Source organism: Ewingella allii (genome assembly GCF_044430645.1).
Taxonomy (GTDB): domain Bacteria; phylum Pseudomonadota; class Gammaproteobacteria; order Enterobacterales; family Enterobacteriaceae; genus Ewingella; species Ewingella allii.
Window position 1 is genome coordinate 20,650 of sequence record NZ_JAWUDN010000007.1, and the last position, 18,823, is coordinate 39,472.

The following is an 18,823-nucleotide window of genomic DNA, read 5'->3' on the forward strand; positions in this document are numbered from 1 at the left end:
CCGGTGATAGCTGCAATCACCGGGCTTTTTAGTCACTAAAACCTTAGCGAGTCAATGACTTGAACTGACGCGTCGTTTCGGTGAGTGCCACCTCGGTCGGCAGGCGCTCCATTGAGCTGGCACCGTAGAATCCGTCAACCTGCGGGCAGTTCTGCATGATGTATTCTGCATCCTGTGGCGAAGAAATCGGTCCGCCGTGGCACAGCACAATCACGTCGTCGCGCACGCCTTTCGCCGCTTTGGCCCAGTCATTAATCAGCGGCACGCAATCTTCGAGTTTCAACGCGGTGCCCGCGCCGATATTGCCACCGGTGGTTAACCCCATGTGCGGCACGATGATATCAGCACCGGCTTCGGTCATGGCGATAGCGTCCGCCGCGCTAAATACGTAAGGCGTGGTCAGCATGTCTTTTTGGTGGGCGAGGCGGATCATGTCCACTTCCAGTCCGTATCCCATGCCGGTCTCTTCCAGATTCGCGCGGAAGTTGCCGTCAATCAGGCCGACAGTGGGGAAATTTTGCACACCGGCAAAGCCAAGGGCTTTCAAATCATCGAGGAATTTGTCGAACTGGCAGAAGGGGTCTGTGCCGTTGACACCGGCCAGAACTGGCGTGTGTTTTACCACCGGGATCACTTCCTTCGCCATATCCACCACAATCTCGTTAGCGTTGCCATAGGCCAGTAAGCCTGCCAAAGAGCCGCGCCCGGCCATGCGATAACGCCCAGAGTTGTAGATCACAATCAGGTCAATGCCACCCGCTTCTTCGCATTTTGCCGAAAGGCCGGTTCCCGCGCCGCCGCCAATGATAGGTTCGCGACGCGCGATCATTTCGCGGAATTTTGCCAGTAGCGCCTGTCGTTCAAATTTAGCCATGATGGTTTTCCCTTAATGTTGAGCAATATCTTTAAAAAGTCCTACTGCCGTTTCTGCAAACTCTGGATCATTGATGTTGCAGTTGAGCCTAATTACACGCCGCTTCGCGGTCTGTTTTACGGTGTTTTCCAAGGTGTTAGCAAAAGCATTCATCGCATCGGGGTTCCAGAAGGGTTGCCCGACTGCATCTAGAGCGGAAAAACCGCCCTCTGGTATCAGGAAACGCACTTCGCCTTCGCAGGCGTTGAGCTTTTCCCCGATCCATCTCGCCATTTCGGCGTTTTCTTCCGGCGTGGTGCGCATCAACGTCACCTGCGCGTTATGTTCATAAAACTGGCGGTCGGCATATTTGGCCGGGACCGTGGAAATATGCCCAAAATTGACCATATCCAAGGCGCCACACGATCCCACGAAGGGGATTTCAGTCTGGGCGATGGCGTCGAAACGCTCCGGGCCGCAGGCCAGTACGCCGTCAAACAGCAGGTCGCACACTTCCGTGGTCGTTAAATCCAGCACGCCGGATAGCAACCCGCTGGAGACTAATTTCTCCATCGCTTTACCGCCGCTGCCTGTCGCGTGAAACACCAGACAGTCGAATTCGCTCTCTAGCAATTCGCTGGCGCTATTAATGCACGGCGTGGTGACGCCAAACATGGTGAGGCCAACCGCCGGTTTGTCATCCTGGCTTTCTGGGTGAGAAAACAGTACCGCGCCAGCTATTTGGTGCGCGGCGTTAGCCAGCACTTTACGCGAAATGCGATTCAAACCCGCGACGTCAGTCACAGAGTAGAGCAGGGATATATCGCTCGCGCCGATATACGCCGAGACATCGCCAGAAGCCATGGTCGACACCATCAACTTCGGCACGCCAACGGGCAGAGCCTGCATCGCCGGGGTGATTAACGCCGTGCCGCCAGAGCCACCCAGACCCAACAAGCCCGCTACGTCAGTCCGTGAGGCGATAAAGCCTTCGAACGCCTGCGCCATGGCGCTGATGGCTTTGCCGCGATCGCCACAGAAAACTGCATCGATGCCCTGAGGATGAAACGCAGCGACGGCGGCGGCACTGATATCAGCCTGATCGTCATGGGTTTTGTGCTTGGTCGATAAATCGACCGTCACCACGTTAACCCCCGTCGCGCGGATTAAATCCGCCACAAAAGCCTGTTCCCGGCCTTTGGTATCGGTGGTGGTAGCAACATAAACATTGGCTTGTTTTGCGTTCATCAGGACATCCTTTTTGATTAATATCCCCGCATAATGAGACGCCAGTCTCACTAGAGCAAGGTCATCATACACATTTGAGACTCGAGTCTCATAAAATTTACATTTCGGTGATTTTGCTTTTCCAGCAGGCATTTTTTGTTAAAGTTGCGTCATTAGACTCCCAGGTGGAAACCCTATCTTGACTCCTATTCATACGCCGGTAGCCCTGACCGAAGCCCAGACCCGCACCCAGCAGAAGCTGGTGACCGCGGCCATGCGTCTGGCAGAAAGTGGAGCATTACCTACGCTAACCGAAGTGGCCGCCAGTGCCGGATTTTCCCGCGCGACGGCGTATCGCTACTTTCCCACGCAGAGTGCGCTGGTCGCCGCCATGGTGGAAGAAAGCCTGCGGCCAATCATCGAGTGGGATCCACAGCATTCCAACGCCGGTGAACGTATTGCCGAGTTACTGAGTTTTGCGTACCCACGAATGCTAGAACATGAAGGCGTTTTACGCGCGGCTTTACAGTTATCTCTGCAACAATGGTCAGAAAAGCGTCGCGATCCCGATACCCAAGAGACGCTGGTACGCGGCAACCGCAAAAAGATTTTGAAAAGGGTGCTCGCCCCCCTGGAAGACAGGCTTTCGCCAGCAGCGTTACAGCGCACCATGCACGCTTTTTCGCTAATTTACGGCTCGGAAGTGTTTATGGTGATGAAAGATATCTGGCACGTCGGTGACGGCGAAATTCAAGATCTCACCCAGTGGATGGCCAAGGCTATTTTGCGGCAGGCTGAGGAAGATGCACGGCTGGGGGAGTGAGAGGGATTTAGGTGCCCGCACGGCGCGGGCATTTTATTGAGTCGGTGTCCGCGCTTTAAAAGCTCAAAAACAACCCTATCAGCACAGCCAAAATCCCTGCAATGACAATCCATGGCAACCATTTTGAAAATGATTTCATCGAATAACTCCCTGTTAATGTATGGTCATGGCAAAGCGATATTACCACCTCCTGCACGAAGAAATCTGCTCATGAAAGAGTCTTTAACTGGATCAAATATCGCCACTGTCAGGGGAAAGATAAGACGTAAGTGAGGAAACCTGAGAGCATGGCTCTCAGTTCCATAATGGCATGGGGAAGGGAGTTACTTCTTATTCTGCTCGGTGAATCGGCGGAAGACTTCGAGGGTTTCATCGCTGACGTGGTGCTCAACGCCTTCGGCGTCGAGGCGGGCGGTTTCCGGGCTGATGCCTAACGCGATAAAGAAGGCTTCAACTACGTTGTGGCGCTCGCGGTTTTCCGCCGCCAGTTTCTCGCCCTCTGGCGTCAGAAAAGTCCCGCGATAGGGAAGTTGACGCACTAATCCCGCACTGGCCAAGCGCTTGAGGGTTTTTGCCACTGTAGGTTGAGATACGCCTAAACGGGCTGCCAAGTCGACCTGTCTGGCCTCGCCAAACTCACGAATCAAATCCGAAATCAGCTCGACATAGTCGTCCATCAGTTCGCGGCGATGCGCTTCTCGCACTTGTAAAAAACCCTGAGCGTGCTCTTCAACATCCAGTAAAGGATTCACCTTCTTTTCATTCACAACGCTTGCCTCTTTCTTGCTCAACGGTTTTTTACCGCCGCCATTTACGGCGACAGGGATTGATATTGTAAACCAAGCTAGCGCTAGCACCAATTTTTGCAAACTTTGCATTGGCTAAGGAGTATAGCCTATGCTATATCTGTGTAATAAAACGTCGCCATGCTGCAAAAGAGCACACAGGAGAAATTTCATGGAGAGAAAACAAAGTGTTTGGAAACTGTTTAGCCTTACCCCGTTTCAGTTACGGCTGATGCTCATCGGCATGCTGGTCGCACTGCTGGGTGGCAATGCGCAGGCTGCTGATAAAGAAAAGAAAAAATTCAAAGTCGTCACGACATTCACCGTGATTCAGGATATCGCGCAGAACGTCGCTGGCGACGCCGCCACGGTTGAATCCATCACCAAGCCGGGGGCGGAAATCCATGATTACCAGCCGACGCCGCGTGACATCGTCAAAACCCAATCCGCCGATCTGATTTTGTGGAATGGCTTTAATCTTGAGCGTTGGTTCGGGCGTTTCTTCGAAAATATCAAAAATGTGCCCTCCGCGACGGTCACTGACGGCATTACGCCGCTGCCGATCCAAGAGGGGCCTTACCTTGGCAATCCCAATCCTCACGCCTGGATGTCGTCCAAAAATGCCTTGGTGTATGTCGAGAATATTCGCGCCGCTCTGGTGAAGTACGATCCGGCCAATGCCGAGGTGTATGACAAAAATGCTAAAGATTATTCAGAGAAAATTAGCCAATTAGATGCTCCACTACGTGCCCGACTGGCGAAAATCCCGGCCGAGCAGCGTTGGTTAGTCACCAGTGAAGGGGCTTTTAGCTATATGGCGAAGGATTACGGTTTGCAGGAAGCCTACCTTTGGCCTATTAACGCCGAAGAGCAGGGCACGCCGCAGCAGGTCAAAAAGCTGATTGATTTGGTGCGCGAGAAACATATTCCGGTAGTGTTTAGTGAAAGCACCATTTCAGATAAGCCCGCCAGACAGGTGAGCAAGGAGACCGGCGCGGCCTATGGCGGCGTGCTCTATGTCGATTCACTGTCGACAGCCGATGGTCCGGTGCCAACCTATATTGATTTGCTGAAAGTCACCGTCGGGACAGTGGCAAAAGGGTTTGGCCAATGACAGCAGAAACCTTAGAACTCAAAGTAGAAAACGTCAGTGTGACCTATAACAATGGCCACACGGCGATTGAAGATGCCAGTTTCCGGCTGGAAGGCGGCTCGATTTGCGCCTTGCTGGGGGTAAATGGCAGCGGCAAGTCGACGCTGTTTAAAACCATTATGGGCATTGTTCGCCCGACTACCGGCAGCGTGTCGCTTAACAAAATGGACGTTGCCAAGTCTTTGCGCCAGAACCTTATCGCCTACGTGCCCCAGTCAGAAGACGTCGACTGGAACTTCCCGGTGCTGGTGCGTGATGTGGTAATGATGGGGCGCTACGGCAAAATGTCCTTCTTGCGTATTCCTTCTAGAGAGGACAAGAAGCAAGTTGCTTCAGCCTTGGCGCGGGTCGGCCTGACCGATCTTGCTCAGCGCCAAATCGGCGAGCTGTCCGGCGGGCAGAAGAAACGGGTATTTTTAGCCCGCGCGCTGGCGCAGCAGGGCAGCGTGATGCTGCTGGATGAGCCTTTTACCGGCGTCGACATCAAAACTGAAAATGCCATTGTTGACCTGCTCAGGCAGCTGCGCGATGAGGGACACCTGATTCTGGTGTCGACCCACAACATCGCCAGCGTGCCGGATTTCTGCGACCGCGTGGTGCTGATCAACCGAACGGTGATCGCCAAAGGGCCGCTGGAAACCACCTTTACCCACGCCAATTTAGAGCACGCCTTTGGCGGCGCAATGCGCAATATTGACTATCTGGCGAAAGAGCGCGTGGCCGAGCGCCCATCGCCAGTGAGGCTGGTGCAATGATCGAGCTACTGCTACAACCTTTCAACTATAACTACATGGTGAAAGCCATTTGGGTCAGCGCCGGAGTTGGCGCGGTATGCGCATTTCTCTCGGCTTACCTGATGCTAAAAGGCTGGTCGCTGATGGGCGACGCGCTGTCGCACTCAGTGGTTCCGGGTGTCGCCGGGGCTTACGCATTGGGCTTTCCCTATGCCATTGGGGCTTTCGGCACCGGCATTCTGGCCGCGCTCTCCATGACTCTGCTGCGCCATTACACCCGGCTGCGTGAAGATGCCATCATCGGCTTTGTCTTCTCCTCCTTCTTCGCGCTAGGCCTGCTTTTGGTATCACTGAATCCCACCTCGGTGAACGTGCAGTCCATCCTGTTTGGCAATATTTTGGGCATCGACGACGCCGATATTTTGCAGGTGCAAATCATCGTCGGCGTTTCGCTGCTGGTGCTGTGTGTTATCTGGCGCGACCTGCTTGCCGTATTTTTTGATGAAGCCCATGCCCGCTCAGTCGGTTTATCGCCCCTGTGGCTGAAAGTGATTTTCTTTACGCTATTCAGCGCCTGTAGCGTGGCGGCGCTGCAAACCGTCGGGGCGATTTTGGTGATCGCCATGGTGATCACACCGGGCGCGACGGCCTACTTGTTGACCGACAGGTTCTCCCACCTTTTGCTGTTATCCGTCGCCATCGGTGCCGTCACTAGCGCGGTCGGAGCCTGGCTCAGTTACTATCTCGATGGTGCCACCGGCGGGGTGATTGTGTGCCTTCAGACCAGCGTCTTCCTGCTGGCCTTCATCTTCGCGCCTAAGCACGGCTGGTTGGCGAACCACTTTCGTATCAGAGCTAAGGCGCAGCACAAGGAGAGTGCCTCATGACCTCATGGTTTGAACTGGTGATGGAGCCGATGGGCTTCGTCTTTATGCAGCGCGCCCTGTTGACCGCCATGGCCACCAGCATCGTGTGCGCTATCTTCTCCTGCTTTCTGGTCTTGAAAGGCTGGTCATTGATGGGAGATGCCATCTCGCACGCGGTGCTGCCCGGCGTGGTGTTGGCGTTTCTTGCGGGCATTCCACTGGTGATTGGCGCTTTTGTTTCCGGCTTATTCTGCGCCGTGGCGACGGGCTACATCAAAGAGCATTGCCGCGTGAAAGAAGATTCGGTGATGGGCATTGTTTTCTCAGGCATGTTTGCAGCGGGACTGGTGCTGTTCTCCCGCGTTAACACTGAACAGCATTTAAGCCACATACTTTTTGGCAACGTGCTCGGCGTGACTGACAGCGAAATGCTGCAAACGTTGGTGATTGCTGGCGGCGTAACGCTGGCTATTCTGGTGAAATTTAAAGACCTGACGCTGTTCTGCTTCGACCCAGTACAAGCCAAGGTGATAGGCCTGCCGGTGCGGTTCTACCACTACGCGCTGCTCTGTTTGCTGGCATTAACCATTGTCGCCGCTTTGCAGGCGGTGGGGGTTGTGCTGGTGGTCGCCATGCTGATCACACCGGGGATCACAGCTTTTCTGTTGTGCAAAACGCTGCCTAAAATGCTGCTGGTTGCTGTGATTACGTCACTGATTGCCGCCATTGCCGGGACTTTCATCAGTTTTTATATTGATGCCGCGACCGGCCCAGCCATCGTTTTGGTGCAGGCAACTCTCTTTTTACTGGCACTGGCAGGCTATTTATTACGTAAAATCCCCGCCCGCCGCGCTGAAAAGATCGCCTGAAAAGTAAGATTTTTGCCATACTGATGGCAGAGTCCCTTTTCAGGAGTGTTCATGGAAATCATTAAATCAGGTCATGCCGATATGCAGGAAATCCTGCACATTCTGAGCGAATCCAAGGGTGAGAACCTCTCTTCCGAGCAGCGAGCTAACGAGGGATTTACTCAGGGCAATATGGACGAATCCTTGCTGAAAACCTTTCAGGACGGCGTCGGCGTTTTTGTTTGCAAAGAGCAGGTTGACGGACAGCCGGAGATTGCGGGGGTAGCAATGACTTCGCTCGGTAAGCTGGCCAAGCATGGGGTGGCGCAGGCGACTTACAACGCCGTGGTCAGTAACGGCAAGGTTCCGGCCGATCAGATTTTCCTCTACGGGCCAGTGAGCGTGCGGCGAGATTTTCGCGGCAAAGGGCTGCTGACCCAGCTCCTCATCCATATCTGCGAAAACCTACAGAATCGTTTCGCGCTGGGCGTGGCTTTTGTCGATAAAGAGAATCAGAAGTCGCTGGCTATCCATCGCCATTATCCGATGACTGAATTTGATACCATCAGCATGAACCGCCGCGAGTATGTTATTTTCACTTTTGAGCCGCGCCGCGTTATCTCCTTTTATAAAAACCGCTAAATCCTCATAGTCATCACGCAGATATAGAAAGCAGAAATCGTCATTTTATTTCTGCTTCATTCCATTGTTAACTGGTTTCAACGAAGAGCGACGCAAAACGCATTTCTCTTTCAGAAATTTATTTAGCAAGGGGCCGACATCATGACGCAGAAAAACTCGTTTTCTTCATCAATAACCTTTTGGCAACGCGTTAAAGATAAATGTTTAACCGCATTTCTCACTGAACCTTCACAGGACAGCACGCGCATGATGGAAGCCTTAATCCCTACAGGAAGCTTATATGGTATCGAAATGGGCAGTTTTTCAATGGAAAGAGTTGACCCAGCCTGGTATCGCACGAAATAGCTTTTACCGGCATAGGGTACGCTTTAGTTACTGGAATGAGCTGTGCATCACCCATCAGCTGTAATTCCTGATCTTTCTCCTGGTAGTCCGAGTAGTAGTGCAGTAAATGTTCAACACTTTTAGCCTTAGTTCTCTCTGACCTCGTCGTAAATGTGATTTTTCTCTCAATTGTGGAGCCCGTAACTGATATCAGTTATGGGTTTTTTTATTGCCTAAATTTTGACACATTTAACCGCTAATTCCCGCCTTTGTCTTTTTCCGCCGCAAATTAATATATATTTAGAATATTCAAATTAAATACATTCACCAAACAAATAATTAAAGCCAAAAGAAATAGTTAGCAATAAATAATAAATCTATTTATCGAAAATTAATTAATACCAAGGGGAACTCTGTCGTTATTATTAGAAGGAAATATAATATATACAAATTTATTATATTGAATATAAAAAAATTCATTTGAATGATAAAAGGAATGAGATCATGAAATTAAAAGCATTGGCACTATTGGTCCCAGCATTACTGATTACAAACGCTGCACATTCGGCTGAAGTTTATAACAAAGATGGCAACAAATTAGACCTGTACGGCAAAGTTGATGGTCTGCACTATTTTTCTGACGATGCGTCAAAAGACGGCGACCAGTCTTATGCCCGTTTCGGCTTCAAAGGTGAAACCCAGATTTCTGATCAACTCTCAGGCTACGGCCAGTGGGAATATAACGTTCAGGCGAACAATACTGAAAGCAGTGGCTCTTCTAAAAACGCCACGCGTCTCGGCTTCGCGGGCCTGAAATTCGGTGACTACGGCTCATTTGACTACGGCCGTAACTATGGCGTGGTGTACGACGTTGAATCCTGGACGGATATGCTGCCTGAGTTCGGCGGCGACACCTATACCACTGCGGATAACTTCATGGTTGGCCGTACCAACGGCGTGGCAACCTACCGTAATAACGGCTTCTTCGGTCTGGTTGAAGGCCTGAACTTCGCGCTGCAATACCAAGGCGCAAACGACGGCACCAACAATGGCGAAGGCACGAACAACAGCCGTGACGTTCGCCACCAGAATGGTGATGGCTACGGTATGTCCACCAGCTATGACTTTGGTATGGGTATCAGCGCGGGTGCGGCATTTGCCTCTTCCGACCGTACTAATGACCAAACCAATGGCGGCACCACTGCTAAAGGCGACAAAGCAGACGTCTGGACCGTGGGTCTGAAATACGATGCCAACAGCCTGTATCTGGCAACCATGTATTCTGAAACCCGTAACATGACCATGTACGGTGGTGGTAAAACCACTCTGGCAAACGGCACCACCCAAGACAATGACGGCAACGTCGCCAACAAAACGCAGAACTTTGAAGCCACTGCACAATACCAGTTCGATTTCGGTCTGCGCCCTGAGGTGTCTTACCTGCAATCTAAAGGTAAGGACCTGAACACTAACACCACCAATGTCAACAACGATAAAGATCTGGTGAAATACGTGTCAGTGGGTACCACTTACAACTTCAATAAAAATATGTCGACCTACGTTGATTACAAAATTAACCTGCTGGATGACTCCGACAGCTTCTATAAAGACAACGGCATCTCAACGGACGACGTGGTCGCCGTGGGTCTGGTTTATCAGTTCTAAACCTCAGCCTGAAAACGCGTTACCCCAAGCCCGCCGCCATGGCGGGCTTTTTTATGTCCAACGTTTAGTTTTGCTCAGACACCAACACAGCAAGCGTATCCGGTACCAGCGCGCGGAAAATATGCTCCTGATCTGCCGGATAGCTGATGTAATCCCCCGCGTTTAGCACATAGGGCTCCTCCGTCAGACCGACCAACGCCTGACCCTGAGTGACAATAATGTGCTCCACCGATCCCGGCGAATGGGGCTTTGATACGCGATCGGCGCCCGGCTCGGCGCTCAGCAGATAGATATCCCGTCGCGATCCCGGCGGGCAGGTTGCCAGCAGCACGGCCTTATAATTGGCTAATTCGGCAATGACCGCAGGGCCTTCGCCGCGTCGAATCAGCTGCGACTTGTTGATCTGCGGCTCCATCAGGCGCGCAAAGGGGATCTCCAGCGCGACGCATAGCGCCCACAGGGTTTCAATGCTGGGGTTGCCATTGGCCGCCTCGAGTTGCGAGAGGGTAGATTTGGCAATTCCCGCGCGTCTGGCGACTTCCGCCAGTGATAAGCCTGTGCGTTGGCGCTCCCTGACCAGAGAGCTGGCAATAATGTCGATGGGTTGGATCATAGATTTAGCCTAAATGAAGATAGCGATAACCCTTATAACGAACAATCGTTCGACTTGTAAAACGATTTTAATATGTTCATTATAACAGCCTGTTTGTTCGTTATGAGATTGAAAAATGCATTTTCATCAATTTTCCGCACTGAAATCGGGGACCATCAAAGCCATCATTCTGGTCTGTCTGGCTGATGGCATTGTCGGCATATCCTACGGCTCGCTGGCTACCGGCGTTGGCTTCCCTTTCTGGGTGCCGATGGCGCTCTCCGTTTTCGTGCTGGCCGGGGCCTCTGAGTTTCTCTTTATCGGCATTGTCTTGAGTGGCGGAAGCCCGTTCGCCGCCGCAGCAGCAGGTTTATTGGTGAATGCGCGCCATCTGCCGTTTGGCATTGCGGTGAAAGATTTGGTCGGCACTAAATCCAAAAGCCTGCTGGGCTGCCACATCGTCAATGATGAAAGCGTAGTATTCGGCGTGTCTCAGCCAACCAAGGCAGAGTGCAAAGCTGCCTTTTGGCTATGCGGCTTGGGCATTGCCCTCTGCTGGCCGCTGGGGGTGATTATCGGCGGCTCGATTGGGCAAATCATCCCGGATCCGCAGGCTATCGGCCTTGATGCCGTTTTCCCAGCCATCTTGCTGGCGTTGACCCTTCCAGCGCTGAAAAATGCCAAAACCATCATCTCCGCCTGCTCGGGCGCGCTGATTTCACTCGCGGCAGTCCCTTTTGTGCCTGTCGGTATGCCGGTGCTGTTTTCCCTGCTCGGATTGGCTATCAGGAAGAAAAAATCATGAACCAACACACATTGATCATTTGCGGCATCGCGCTTTTGGCCGTGGGCACCTATGCATTTCGCTTTGTCGGCTTCAAGCTCGGATCGCGGATGACCTTCACTGAGAATACCCGCGCACTGATTGCCGACGCCGCCACCACGCTGCTGCTCTCAGTGGCGGTAATTGCCACCCTGCTGGAAGGTGAGCACTTTGCCGGATTCGCGCGTTTGTTGGGAGTAGGGGTGGCGGCGGTGATGGCTTGGCGTAAAGTGCCGCTGATTGCCGTTATCCTCTCCGCCGCCGCGGTCACCGCACTGGCCCGCTGGCTGGGTTTACCTTGAATTTCTGCTCTGAGGGAGCATAATTTTTCCGCAGGCCGGATTTAGCGGTTTTCATTCCGGCCGAAATAAAACACAATACTCGTCACAAAAAATGACATTTCTCGCCGTCATTAAACAAGCAGTTAACCCATCACTTACAAGCCAACATCTCAATGCAATCACATAACGTTTCGCGCAAAACCGAGTGGCTACGCGTCATCATGCTAGCTATCGCCGCGTTTATTTTTAATACCACCGAATTCGTCCCCGTAGGCCTGTTATCAGACATCGCCAGCTCTTTCTCGATGGAAACCGCGCAGGTCGGCCTGATGCTGACCATTTACGCCTGGGTGGTCGCCCTGATGTCGCTGCCGCTGATGCTGCTGACCCGCAACGTCGAGCGCCGCCTGCTGCTGATGGCGGTGTTTGGCCTGTTTATCCTCAGCCACGTGCTGTCGGTGGTGGCCTGGGATTTCGGCTCGCTGGTGGTATCGCGCATTGGGATTGCACTGGCGCACGCGATTTTCTGGTCAATAACTTCATCGCTGGCCATTCGCGTCGCCCCGGCTGGCAAGAAAACGCAGGCTCTGAGTATGCTGGCGACCGGCACCGCGCTGGCGATGGTGCTCGGCCTGCCGCTCGGGCGGGTGATTGGTCAATATCTTGGCTGGCGCATTACCTTTGGGGTGATTGGCGTCGTGGCGCTGATCACCTTAATCAGCCTGAGTCGCCTGCTGCCGAAACTGCCGAGCGAGCACAGCGGCTCGCTGAGCAGCGTGCCGATGCTGTTCAAACGACCGGCGCTGGTGTCGATGTACCTGCTGATCGCGCTCATCGTCACTTCCCATTACACGGCGTACAGCTACATTGAGCCGTTCGTGCAGAATGTCGCTAAAATGAGTGAAGATTTCACTACCTTCTTACTGCTGATTTTCGGCGGAGCAGGCATTTTGGGCAGTGCGCTATTTAGCGTGATGGGCAGCAAATTCCCGACGGCGTTCTTTGTCGGCGCTATCACTATCATCGCGGTTTCAATGCTGTTGCTGCTGGTCTCCTCGACCAGTGCTTTCAGCATCTCTGCGCTGACCGTTTTGTGGGGCATTGGGATGATGGCTATCGCGCTGGCGATGCAAATTCGCGTGCTGGCGCTAGCGCCGGATGCCACCGACGTCGCCATGTCGCTGTTCTCAGGTATTTTCAATCTGGGGATTGGCGCGGGTGCACTGCTGGGCAATCAGGTGATTATGCATCTTGAACTGTCGGACGTGGGCTATGTCGGCGGGGCGATGGGCTGCATTTCACTGGCATGGTGCCTGTTTATCCTGCGCCGCTACCCCCAACTGCGGACCGTATGATCGGCCTCGCTTTTGCTTCTTAGCTCGCAAATAACCATCAAAGAAACATATCATTAACAGTACCGACCCATGTCGGTACTATACTCCCAACATTAGCCGGTGTTTCCGGTCCTTTTACTTTGCGAATCACTCATCTATGCATGCACAAAAGAAGCAGCCCTTGCCTGCCGTCACGCTGGCGGCCATCGGCGTAGTGTACGGTGATATTGGTACCAGTCCGCTCTATACCTTGCGCGAATGTCTGACCGGTCAGGCCGGGATCACCATGACCCAAGGATCTATTTTCGGCTTTTTATCGCTGATTTTCTGGCTGCTGATGCTGGTGGTGTCATTCAAATATATCGGCTACGTGATGCGTGCCGATAACGGCGGCGAAGGGGGGATTTTGACCCTGATGTCGCTGGCGGTGCGCGATATCAACCCGCGCTGGTACGCCACCGTGGTGTTCCTCGGGCTGGTTGGCGGCAGTTTCTTCTATGGCGATGGGGTGATCACGCCAGCCATTTCGGTGCTTTCGGCCATTGAAGGGCTGGAAATCATCGCGCCTTCGCTGGATAAATTTATCATTCCGATCTCCATTGCCGTGCTCACCGTGCTGTTTGTGATTCAGAAGAAAGGCACGGGTAGCGTCGGGAAGCTGTTCGCGCCGGTGATGGTGCTGTGGTTTGTCGCGCTGGGCGTGATGGGTATCGGCGGCATTCTGCATAATCCGGGCGTGCTGCAAGCCTTGAATCCTTACTGGGCGCTGCACTTCTTTATTGAATTCAAAGGCATTTCCTTCTTCGCGCTAGGCATGGTGGTGCTGGCCGTGACCGGGGCCGAGGCGCTGTATGCCGACATGGGCCACTTCGGTAAAAAGCCTATCCGTATTGCGTGGTTCCTGCTGGTGGCGCCATCGCTGGTGCTGAACTACTTCGGGCAGGGCGCGTTGTTGATGAGTAACCCGGACGCCATCAAAAACCCGTTCTTCCTTCTGGCGCCTGACTGGGCACTGGTTCCGCTACTGATTATTGCCACTCTGGCAACGGTTATCGCCTCCCAGGCCGTCATTTCTGGGGTGTTTTCACTGACTCGTCAGGCGATGCGTTTAGGCTATCTGCCACCGATGCGCATTGTGTACACCTCCGACGTCGAATCCGGGCAAATCTATATTCCGGTGGTGAACTGGCTGCTGTACGTGGCGGTGCTGATTGTGATCATCAGCTTCAAACACTCCAGCGACTTGGCGTCGGCCTACGGCATCGTGGTGACGGGAACCATGCTCCTGACCTCCATCCTGCTGTGCATTGTGGCGATTAAAAACTGGGGCTGGAAGAAGCGCTGGGGCCTGCTGCTGCTAGCATTCCTGATGATGATTGATATCCCGCTGTTTGCCGCCAACCTTACCAAGCTGTTCTCAGGCGGCTGGCTGCCGGTGGCGCTGGGGCTGAGCATTCTGCTTGTCATGATCACCTGGCACACCGAGCGTTCGCGCCTGTTGCGCCGCCTGCGTGAAGACCCGGACGCCTTGAGCGCGCTGATCACCTCCCTCGAAAAATCCCCGCCGCGCCGCGTGCCGGGCACCGCGGTATTTATGGCCCGTGCGCCGGACGCCGTGCCTCTAGTGCTTTTGCACAATTTAAAGCACAACAAAGTGCTGCACGAGCGCATCATTTTGCTGACTATCAGCAGTGCCGACGTGCCTTACGTGCATAATCTGAAGCGTGTGACCATTGAGCATCTGTCGCCATCCTTCTGGCGCGTGGTGGCGAGCTATGGCTGGCGCGAGACGCCCAATCTGGAAGATGTGTTCTATCGTTGCGGGCAGGATGGGCTGCGCTGCACTATGAGCGACACCTCATTCTTTATGTCGCGCGACACGCTGGTATTGGACAAACGCCCATGGTATTTACAGATCCGCGGCAAGCTGTTCCAAGTGTTACAGCGTAACGCGCTGCGGGCGCCGGATCAGTTCCAGCTCCCGCCTAACCGCGTTATTGAACTTGGCGCCATGGTGAAGTTTTAAGTTTTTTTATCGAGCAATCAATTATTTATGGACGATAGTCTGGCGGCGCGTTGCTGTCAGGCACGCCCCCATTATAATCGGGTGGCACGCTGCTTGGATCAGAAGCGGGGTGGTAATCAGGGGGAACCTCTGACTGCCCCGATCTTGGTTCATCGTAGCTATAAGCCACCGGCACTTTATTGCCCTTGGCGTACATACATTGGGTGTAGATAACGTCGTACTGATCTTGTAAATCGCCGCTGCTCATTCCCGCCGTATTACTGCCCATGGCGCTTCCCACCAGCAGGCCGCTGCCAGCGCCGATCAGCGCCCCCGGCCCGGCATGGCCTGATGCCGCGCCAATCAAAGCGCCCGCCGCTGCACCGACCACCGTTCCCGCCGCCGCCGTGCCAGCTGCACTGTTAGATGCCGCCTGCGCGCCGCCGCTCACGCTATTCTGCGCCGCGTTGCGACATAACATATCATCCTGCCTAAACTGCCCGTAGCTCTTGGTGCTGCCAGGTAAAACCTGAACTTCTGGTGCCGAAGGGGGCGCCACGCAGCCCGCCAGTGCCATCACCAGCGTCAGAGGGGCTAATTGATAGAGACGTTTCATGATTGATTCACTCAGGCTTAGCGCGGTGCAGAATCGCCGACCACCACTTTCATCCAGCCCTGCGCGCAGCGCTGAACGTGCGGATAATAACCCGCTGGACTCTGGCAGTAATAAGCGTAATTAGGGGTTTTCTCCACAAAGGTTTGCGGAGGTGACGGTGTCACATAGACCACCGGCGGCGGCCCGTAATAGACAGGCGGCGGAGGCCCCCAAGGCGCGCCAATGATCACCCTCGGGCCGTACCACCCGTGATAATAACCATGACCATAATACCCGTGGCCGTAATAGCCATAGGCGTAAGAAGTTTGTGCCACCGACATCATTGCACCTGCGGCCAGCAACAGCAGCAATAGCCTTTTCATAACCACCTCGACATCCGTTTAAACCGCTCATTTATCGCCGAAAAGTTCCCGGTCGATGAGCATGAATATACGCGCTATCTGCCGCTTTTTTACACGGCAAATCAGGTGGAATGCGCTAAGGGATCGGCAGTAATTGTGTGGAAATATTGTGAAATTTACCGAGGAGGACAAACCTCCCCGGTAGAGGCGTTTTTTAGCGGAATGGCGGTTCGTTGAAGGTACGTAATTTACGCGAATGCAGCTTGTCACCTTCCTGTCGCAGCAGGCCAATAGCGTGGATCCCAATCTGTAAATGCTCGGAAATCGCCCCTTCGTAGAAGTGGTTCGCCTGCCCCGGCAGCTTAATTTCGCCGTGCAGCGGCTTGTCGGAGACACAGAGCAAAGTGCCGTAAGGCACGCGGAAGCGATAGCCCTGCGCCGCAATGGTCGCACTCTCCATATCCACAGCCACGGCGCGACTCAGGTTGAACCGCATGGCCGAAGCAGAATAGCGCAGCTCCCAGTTACGGTCGTCGGTAGTCACCACGGTGCCGGTACGCAGGCGCTGCTTAACTTCTTCCCCCGGCATATTGCTGATGGCCTTGGTGGCGTCGTACAGCGCGCGCTGCACTTCGGCAATGCTTGGAATTGGGATGTCCGGCGGCAGTACGGCGTCCAGCACGTGGTCGTCGCGCAGGTAGGCGTGGGCAAGCACGTAATCGCCAATTTGCTGGCTTTCGCGCAGACCGCCGCAGTGGCCAATCATCAGCCAGGCGTGCGGGCGCAGCACAGCCAGATGGTCGCAAATAGTTTTGGCGTTAGACGGGCCGACGCCGATATTCACCAGCGTAATGCCTTTGCCGTCGTCGGCAATCAGGTGATAGGCCGGCATCTGGTGTTTTTTCCACGCCAAGTCAGAGACCGTCTGCTCCAGATTGACGGTTTCCGCCGTGACGTAGGCCCCGCCAGCGCAGGAGAGCGCCACGTAAGGAGTGGCCGGATCGACGATTTGCGCGCAGGCCCAGCTAACAAACTCATCCACGTAACGGGTGTAGTTGGTGAACAGCACGTAAGGCTGCACGTGCTCCGCCGGGGTGCCGGTGTAGTGTTTCAAGCGCGCCAGTGAGAAGTCGGTGCGCAGCGCGTCAAAGTGCGACAGCGGGAACTCGGTGGTGGAGGTGGATAAACCGTCGGTGATCTGGTCGCCGATTTGCGACAGCTCGGTGGTCGGGAAGTGTTGCGCCAGCGCCGCGCTCATAGTGCGATCGAGGTTCAGGTCAGAGCCGTCGATAACAAACGGGAAGGGTATCTCGAGCTGGGAAGGTTTCACCACAAAACTGGCGTTATATTCGCTTTCCAGCAGGCTCAGTTGGTCCGCCAGATAGCCACGGAACAGCTCCGGGCGGGTGATGGTGGTGGTGTATTTCCCGGCGCGCGGGAAGCGGCCATAGGCGCGAGACTTAAATTGATTCTGCGCAGCCCCGTCCCAGCTAACGCTCAGCTCAGGGTAGGTGAAAAGTCCTGCCAAACGCACGTCGTTATCAGGCAGTGTCCCATCGAGAATAAAGTCACCGATGGCTTTTCGCAGTGCTACTACGGCACCGTTGTACAGTGCCTCCAGCCGATCCAGCGCGTCGGTGGCGTTCAATTGGGTTGCGGAATAAGCATTATTCAAAATCGTTCCCTTATGCAGATGAGCAAGACTTAACACAAAGTATGGCATTGGTTAACAAAGGATTCTAATCCAAAGATTTTGCTAATTATAAGTAAACAATGAACTCTGGCTCGTCTTACTCATCTGGATTAGGGGCCTTATGAACCCCAATTTGGAAGATAGTTAGGGAATATCAACAGGGCGTGTGGGGCTCGCGGTCGGCTAATCGCGCAACGAGGGGGCACTTTATTACCCAACCCCAGGTTGTCAGCCTCGTCCAGATTGATACTATTGGTTAATCGAATGCCAGACGAATATGTATTGATAAAATGAATCGCTACCCGATGTTTAGCCCTCAGCAATTACTGAGTTTCGTGGCAGTTTGCGATAGCGGCAGTTTTACCCGTGCCGCCGAACGGGTGTTCCTTTCTCAATCCACCGTCAGCCAGCAGGTGCGCCGCCTTGAAGAGATGTTGGGCAAAGCCCTGCTGGAACGCACTTCTCATCAGGTTTTGCTCACCGAAGAGGGGGAGAGATTTCTCGGCTATGCGCGGCGAATCATTGCGCTGAACGGCGAGGCGCATGACGCGCTTTCCGACCAGTGGCGCGACGGCGTGGTGCGTCTTGGCGTACCGGAGGACTTTGCGGCGGCCACCACCGGACTGCTGGCCGAGTTCAGCCGCACTCATCCCCATTTGCGTCTCGACGTCACCAGCGGCCTGAGCTATGAACTGCGTAAATCCTGGCAGCAGGACGAGTTGGATATCATTCTGGTGAAGCAGATTAAGGGCGACAAACCCAACGCGGCGCGCCCTGAGCCTATGCTGTGGCTGGACAGCGCGGCTTACCCAGCGTTTGAAAATAACCCGGTGCCGCTGGTGCTGTTTCCACTCAACGGGTTGTATCGCGAGGAACTGTGTCAGGCGTTGGATGTTATCGGCCGCCCCTGGCGCATCAGTTACAGTAGCGCCAGCCTTGCAGCTCTGGTCGCCGCCAGCGCGGCGGGGCTGGGCGTGACGCTGCTGCCCGCCAGCTGTCGCCTGCCGGAGCACCGCGTGTTGGGCGCGGAGAGTGGGTTGCCGCAAATTGATAATGTCGAGCTGGCACTGTTTTACCGCCCTGACGCCACCCCGGCGCAGCTGGCGCTGGCCGAGAAGCTGCGCCAGTTCTGCCAGCTGAGTTAACTATTGCGTTTACCACTGACCACCAGTGGCAAATATCGCAGCCAGCGAAAGCGCCTTATTTTATGGTGAAACG

The 18,823-nt window shown here is 54.1% G+C and carries 20 protein-coding genes; 13 read left to right on the top strand and 7 right to left on the bottom strand.

What is annotated here, in order from left to right:
• Positions 1-43: 43 nt before the first annotated feature.
• Both SBO83_RS15295 and SBO83_RS15300 read right to left on the bottom strand, forming a co-directional pair.
• Positions 44-874, bottom strand: coding sequence for a phosphoenolpyruvate hydrolase family protein (locus SBO83_RS15295; RefSeq protein WP_396132105.1), 831 nt, complete (start codon positions 872-874; stop codon positions 44-46).
• Positions 875-886: 12 nt separating this feature from the next.
• A complete protein-coding gene (locus tag SBO83_RS15300; RefSeq protein ID WP_396132106.1) occupies positions 887-2,101 on the bottom strand; it encodes a Tm-1-like ATP-binding domain-containing protein in 1,215 nt (404 codons plus the stop codon).
• 175 nt (positions 2,102-2,276) lie between these two features.
• Between SBO83_RS15300 and SBO83_RS15305 the strand changes: the two genes are divergently transcribed.
• Complete coding sequence (locus SBO83_RS15305; protein ID WP_396132261.1) at positions 2,277-2,903, top strand: TetR family transcriptional regulator; 627 nt, start codon at positions 2,277-2,279, stop codon at positions 2,901-2,903.
• Positions 2,904-3,226: 323 nt separating this feature from the next.
• On the opposite strand, the gene mntR is transcribed toward SBO83_RS15305, so the two are convergent.
• Positions 3,227-3,670 carry a manganese-binding transcriptional regulator MntR gene (mntR, locus tag SBO83_RS15310; protein WP_396132107.1) on the bottom strand — a complete coding sequence of 148 codons (444 nt, stop codon included), beginning with the start codon at positions 3,668-3,670 and terminating at the stop codon, positions 3,227-3,229.
• 190 nt (positions 3,671-3,860) lie between these two features.
• Here mntR and SBO83_RS15315 point away from each other — a divergent pair, with 190 nt between their 5' ends.
• From SBO83_RS15315 to ompC, 7 genes are all read left to right on the top strand, one after another.
• Positions 3,861-4,802, top strand: coding sequence for a metal ABC transporter solute-binding protein, Zn/Mn family (locus SBO83_RS15315; RefSeq protein ID WP_396132108.1), 942 nt, complete (start codon positions 3,861-3,863; stop codon positions 4,800-4,802).
• Positions 4,799-5,596, top strand: a complete 798-nt coding sequence (locus SBO83_RS15320; protein ID WP_396132109.1) for an ATP-binding cassette domain-containing protein — start codon at positions 4,799-4,801, stop codon at positions 5,594-5,596. Before SBO83_RS15315 ends, SBO83_RS15320 begins: the two co-directional genes overlap by 4 nt.
• Positions 5,593-6,462 (top strand): iron chelate uptake ABC transporter family permease subunit, encoded by an 870-nt coding sequence (locus SBO83_RS15325; protein ID WP_396132111.1) that lies wholly within the window; start codon positions 5,593-5,595, stop codon positions 6,460-6,462. The genes SBO83_RS15320 and SBO83_RS15325 overlap by 4 nt, the downstream gene beginning before the upstream one ends.
• Positions 6,459-7,310, top strand: a complete 852-nt coding sequence (locus SBO83_RS15330) for a metal ABC transporter permease (protein ID WP_396132112.1) — start codon at positions 6,459-6,461, stop codon at positions 7,308-7,310. The genes SBO83_RS15325 and SBO83_RS15330 overlap by 4 nt, the downstream gene beginning before the upstream one ends.
• Positions 7,311-7,361: 51 nt before the next feature.
• A complete protein-coding gene (locus SBO83_RS15335) occupies positions 7,362-7,931 on the top strand; it encodes a hypothetical protein (RefSeq protein WP_396132113.1) in 570 nt (189 codons plus the stop codon).
• A 141-nt stretch (positions 7,932-8,072) separates the two neighbouring features.
• Positions 8,073-8,276, top strand: a complete 204-nt coding sequence (locus SBO83_RS15340) for a hypothetical protein (protein ID WP_396132114.1) — start codon at positions 8,073-8,075, stop codon at positions 8,274-8,276.
• Between the two features lie 483 nt (positions 8,277-8,759).
• Positions 8,760-9,920: a porin OmpC gene (ompC, locus tag SBO83_RS15345; protein ID WP_396132115.1), complete on the top strand. Its 1,161-nt coding sequence runs from the start codon at positions 8,760-8,762 to the stop codon at positions 9,918-9,920.
• 64 nt (positions 9,921-9,984) lie between these two features.
• Here the strand turns inward: ompC and SBO83_RS15350 are convergent, their stop codons facing one another.
• Positions 9,985-10,533, bottom strand: a complete 549-nt coding sequence (locus SBO83_RS15350) for a helix-turn-helix domain-containing protein (protein WP_396132116.1) — start codon at positions 10,531-10,533, stop codon at positions 9,985-9,987.
• Positions 10,534-10,648: 115 nt separating this feature from the next.
• On the opposite strand from SBO83_RS15350, the gene SBO83_RS15355 reads away from it, so the two are divergent.
• The 4 genes from SBO83_RS15355 (at position 10,649) to kup (ending at position 14,976) form a co-directional block, all read left to right on the top strand.
• Positions 10,649-11,317, top strand: a complete 669-nt coding sequence (locus SBO83_RS15355; RefSeq protein ID WP_396132117.1) for an AzlC family ABC transporter permease — start codon at positions 10,649-10,651, stop codon at positions 11,315-11,317.
• Positions 11,314-11,637 carry an AzlD domain-containing protein gene (locus tag SBO83_RS15360; protein WP_396132118.1) on the top strand — a complete coding sequence of 108 codons (324 nt, stop codon included), beginning with the start codon at positions 11,314-11,316 and terminating at the stop codon, positions 11,635-11,637. Before SBO83_RS15355 ends, SBO83_RS15360 begins: the two co-directional genes overlap by 4 nt.
• Positions 11,638-11,789: 152 nt before the next feature.
• Positions 11,790-12,971: a sugar transporter gene (locus tag SBO83_RS15365; protein WP_353504159.1), complete on the top strand. Its 1,182-nt coding sequence runs from the start codon at positions 11,790-11,792 to the stop codon at positions 12,969-12,971.
• A gap of 136 nt (positions 12,972-13,107) precedes the next feature.
• A complete protein-coding gene (kup, locus tag SBO83_RS15370; RefSeq protein ID WP_396132119.1) occupies positions 13,108-14,976 on the top strand; it encodes a low affinity potassium transporter Kup in 1,869 nt (622 codons plus the stop codon).
• Between the two features lie 25 nt (positions 14,977-15,001).
• On the opposite strand, the gene SBO83_RS15375 is transcribed toward kup, so the two are convergent.
• The 3 genes from SBO83_RS15375 to SBO83_RS15385 form a co-directional block, all read right to left on the bottom strand.
• On the bottom strand, positions 15,002-15,571 hold the full coding sequence (locus tag SBO83_RS15375; RefSeq protein WP_396132120.1) for a glycine zipper family protein: 570 nt from the start codon (positions 15,569-15,571) through the stop codon (positions 15,002-15,004).
• Between the two features lie 17 nt (positions 15,572-15,588).
• Positions 15,589-15,933 (bottom strand): hypothetical protein, encoded by a 345-nt coding sequence (locus SBO83_RS15380; protein ID WP_396132121.1) that lies wholly within the window; start codon positions 15,931-15,933, stop codon positions 15,589-15,591.
• Between the two features lie 193 nt (positions 15,934-16,126).
• Positions 16,127-17,587, bottom strand: coding sequence for an AMP nucleosidase (locus tag SBO83_RS15385; RefSeq protein ID WP_353504155.1), 1,461 nt, complete (start codon positions 17,585-17,587; stop codon positions 16,127-16,129).
• 308 nt (positions 17,588-17,895) lie between these two features.
• On the opposite strand from SBO83_RS15385, the gene SBO83_RS15390 reads away from it, so the two are divergent.
• Positions 17,896-18,750 carry a LysR family transcriptional regulator gene (locus SBO83_RS15390; protein ID WP_396132123.1) on the top strand — a complete coding sequence of 285 codons (855 nt, stop codon included), beginning with the start codon at positions 17,896-17,898 and terminating at the stop codon, positions 18,748-18,750.
• Positions 18,751-18,823 lie beyond the last annotated feature (73 nt).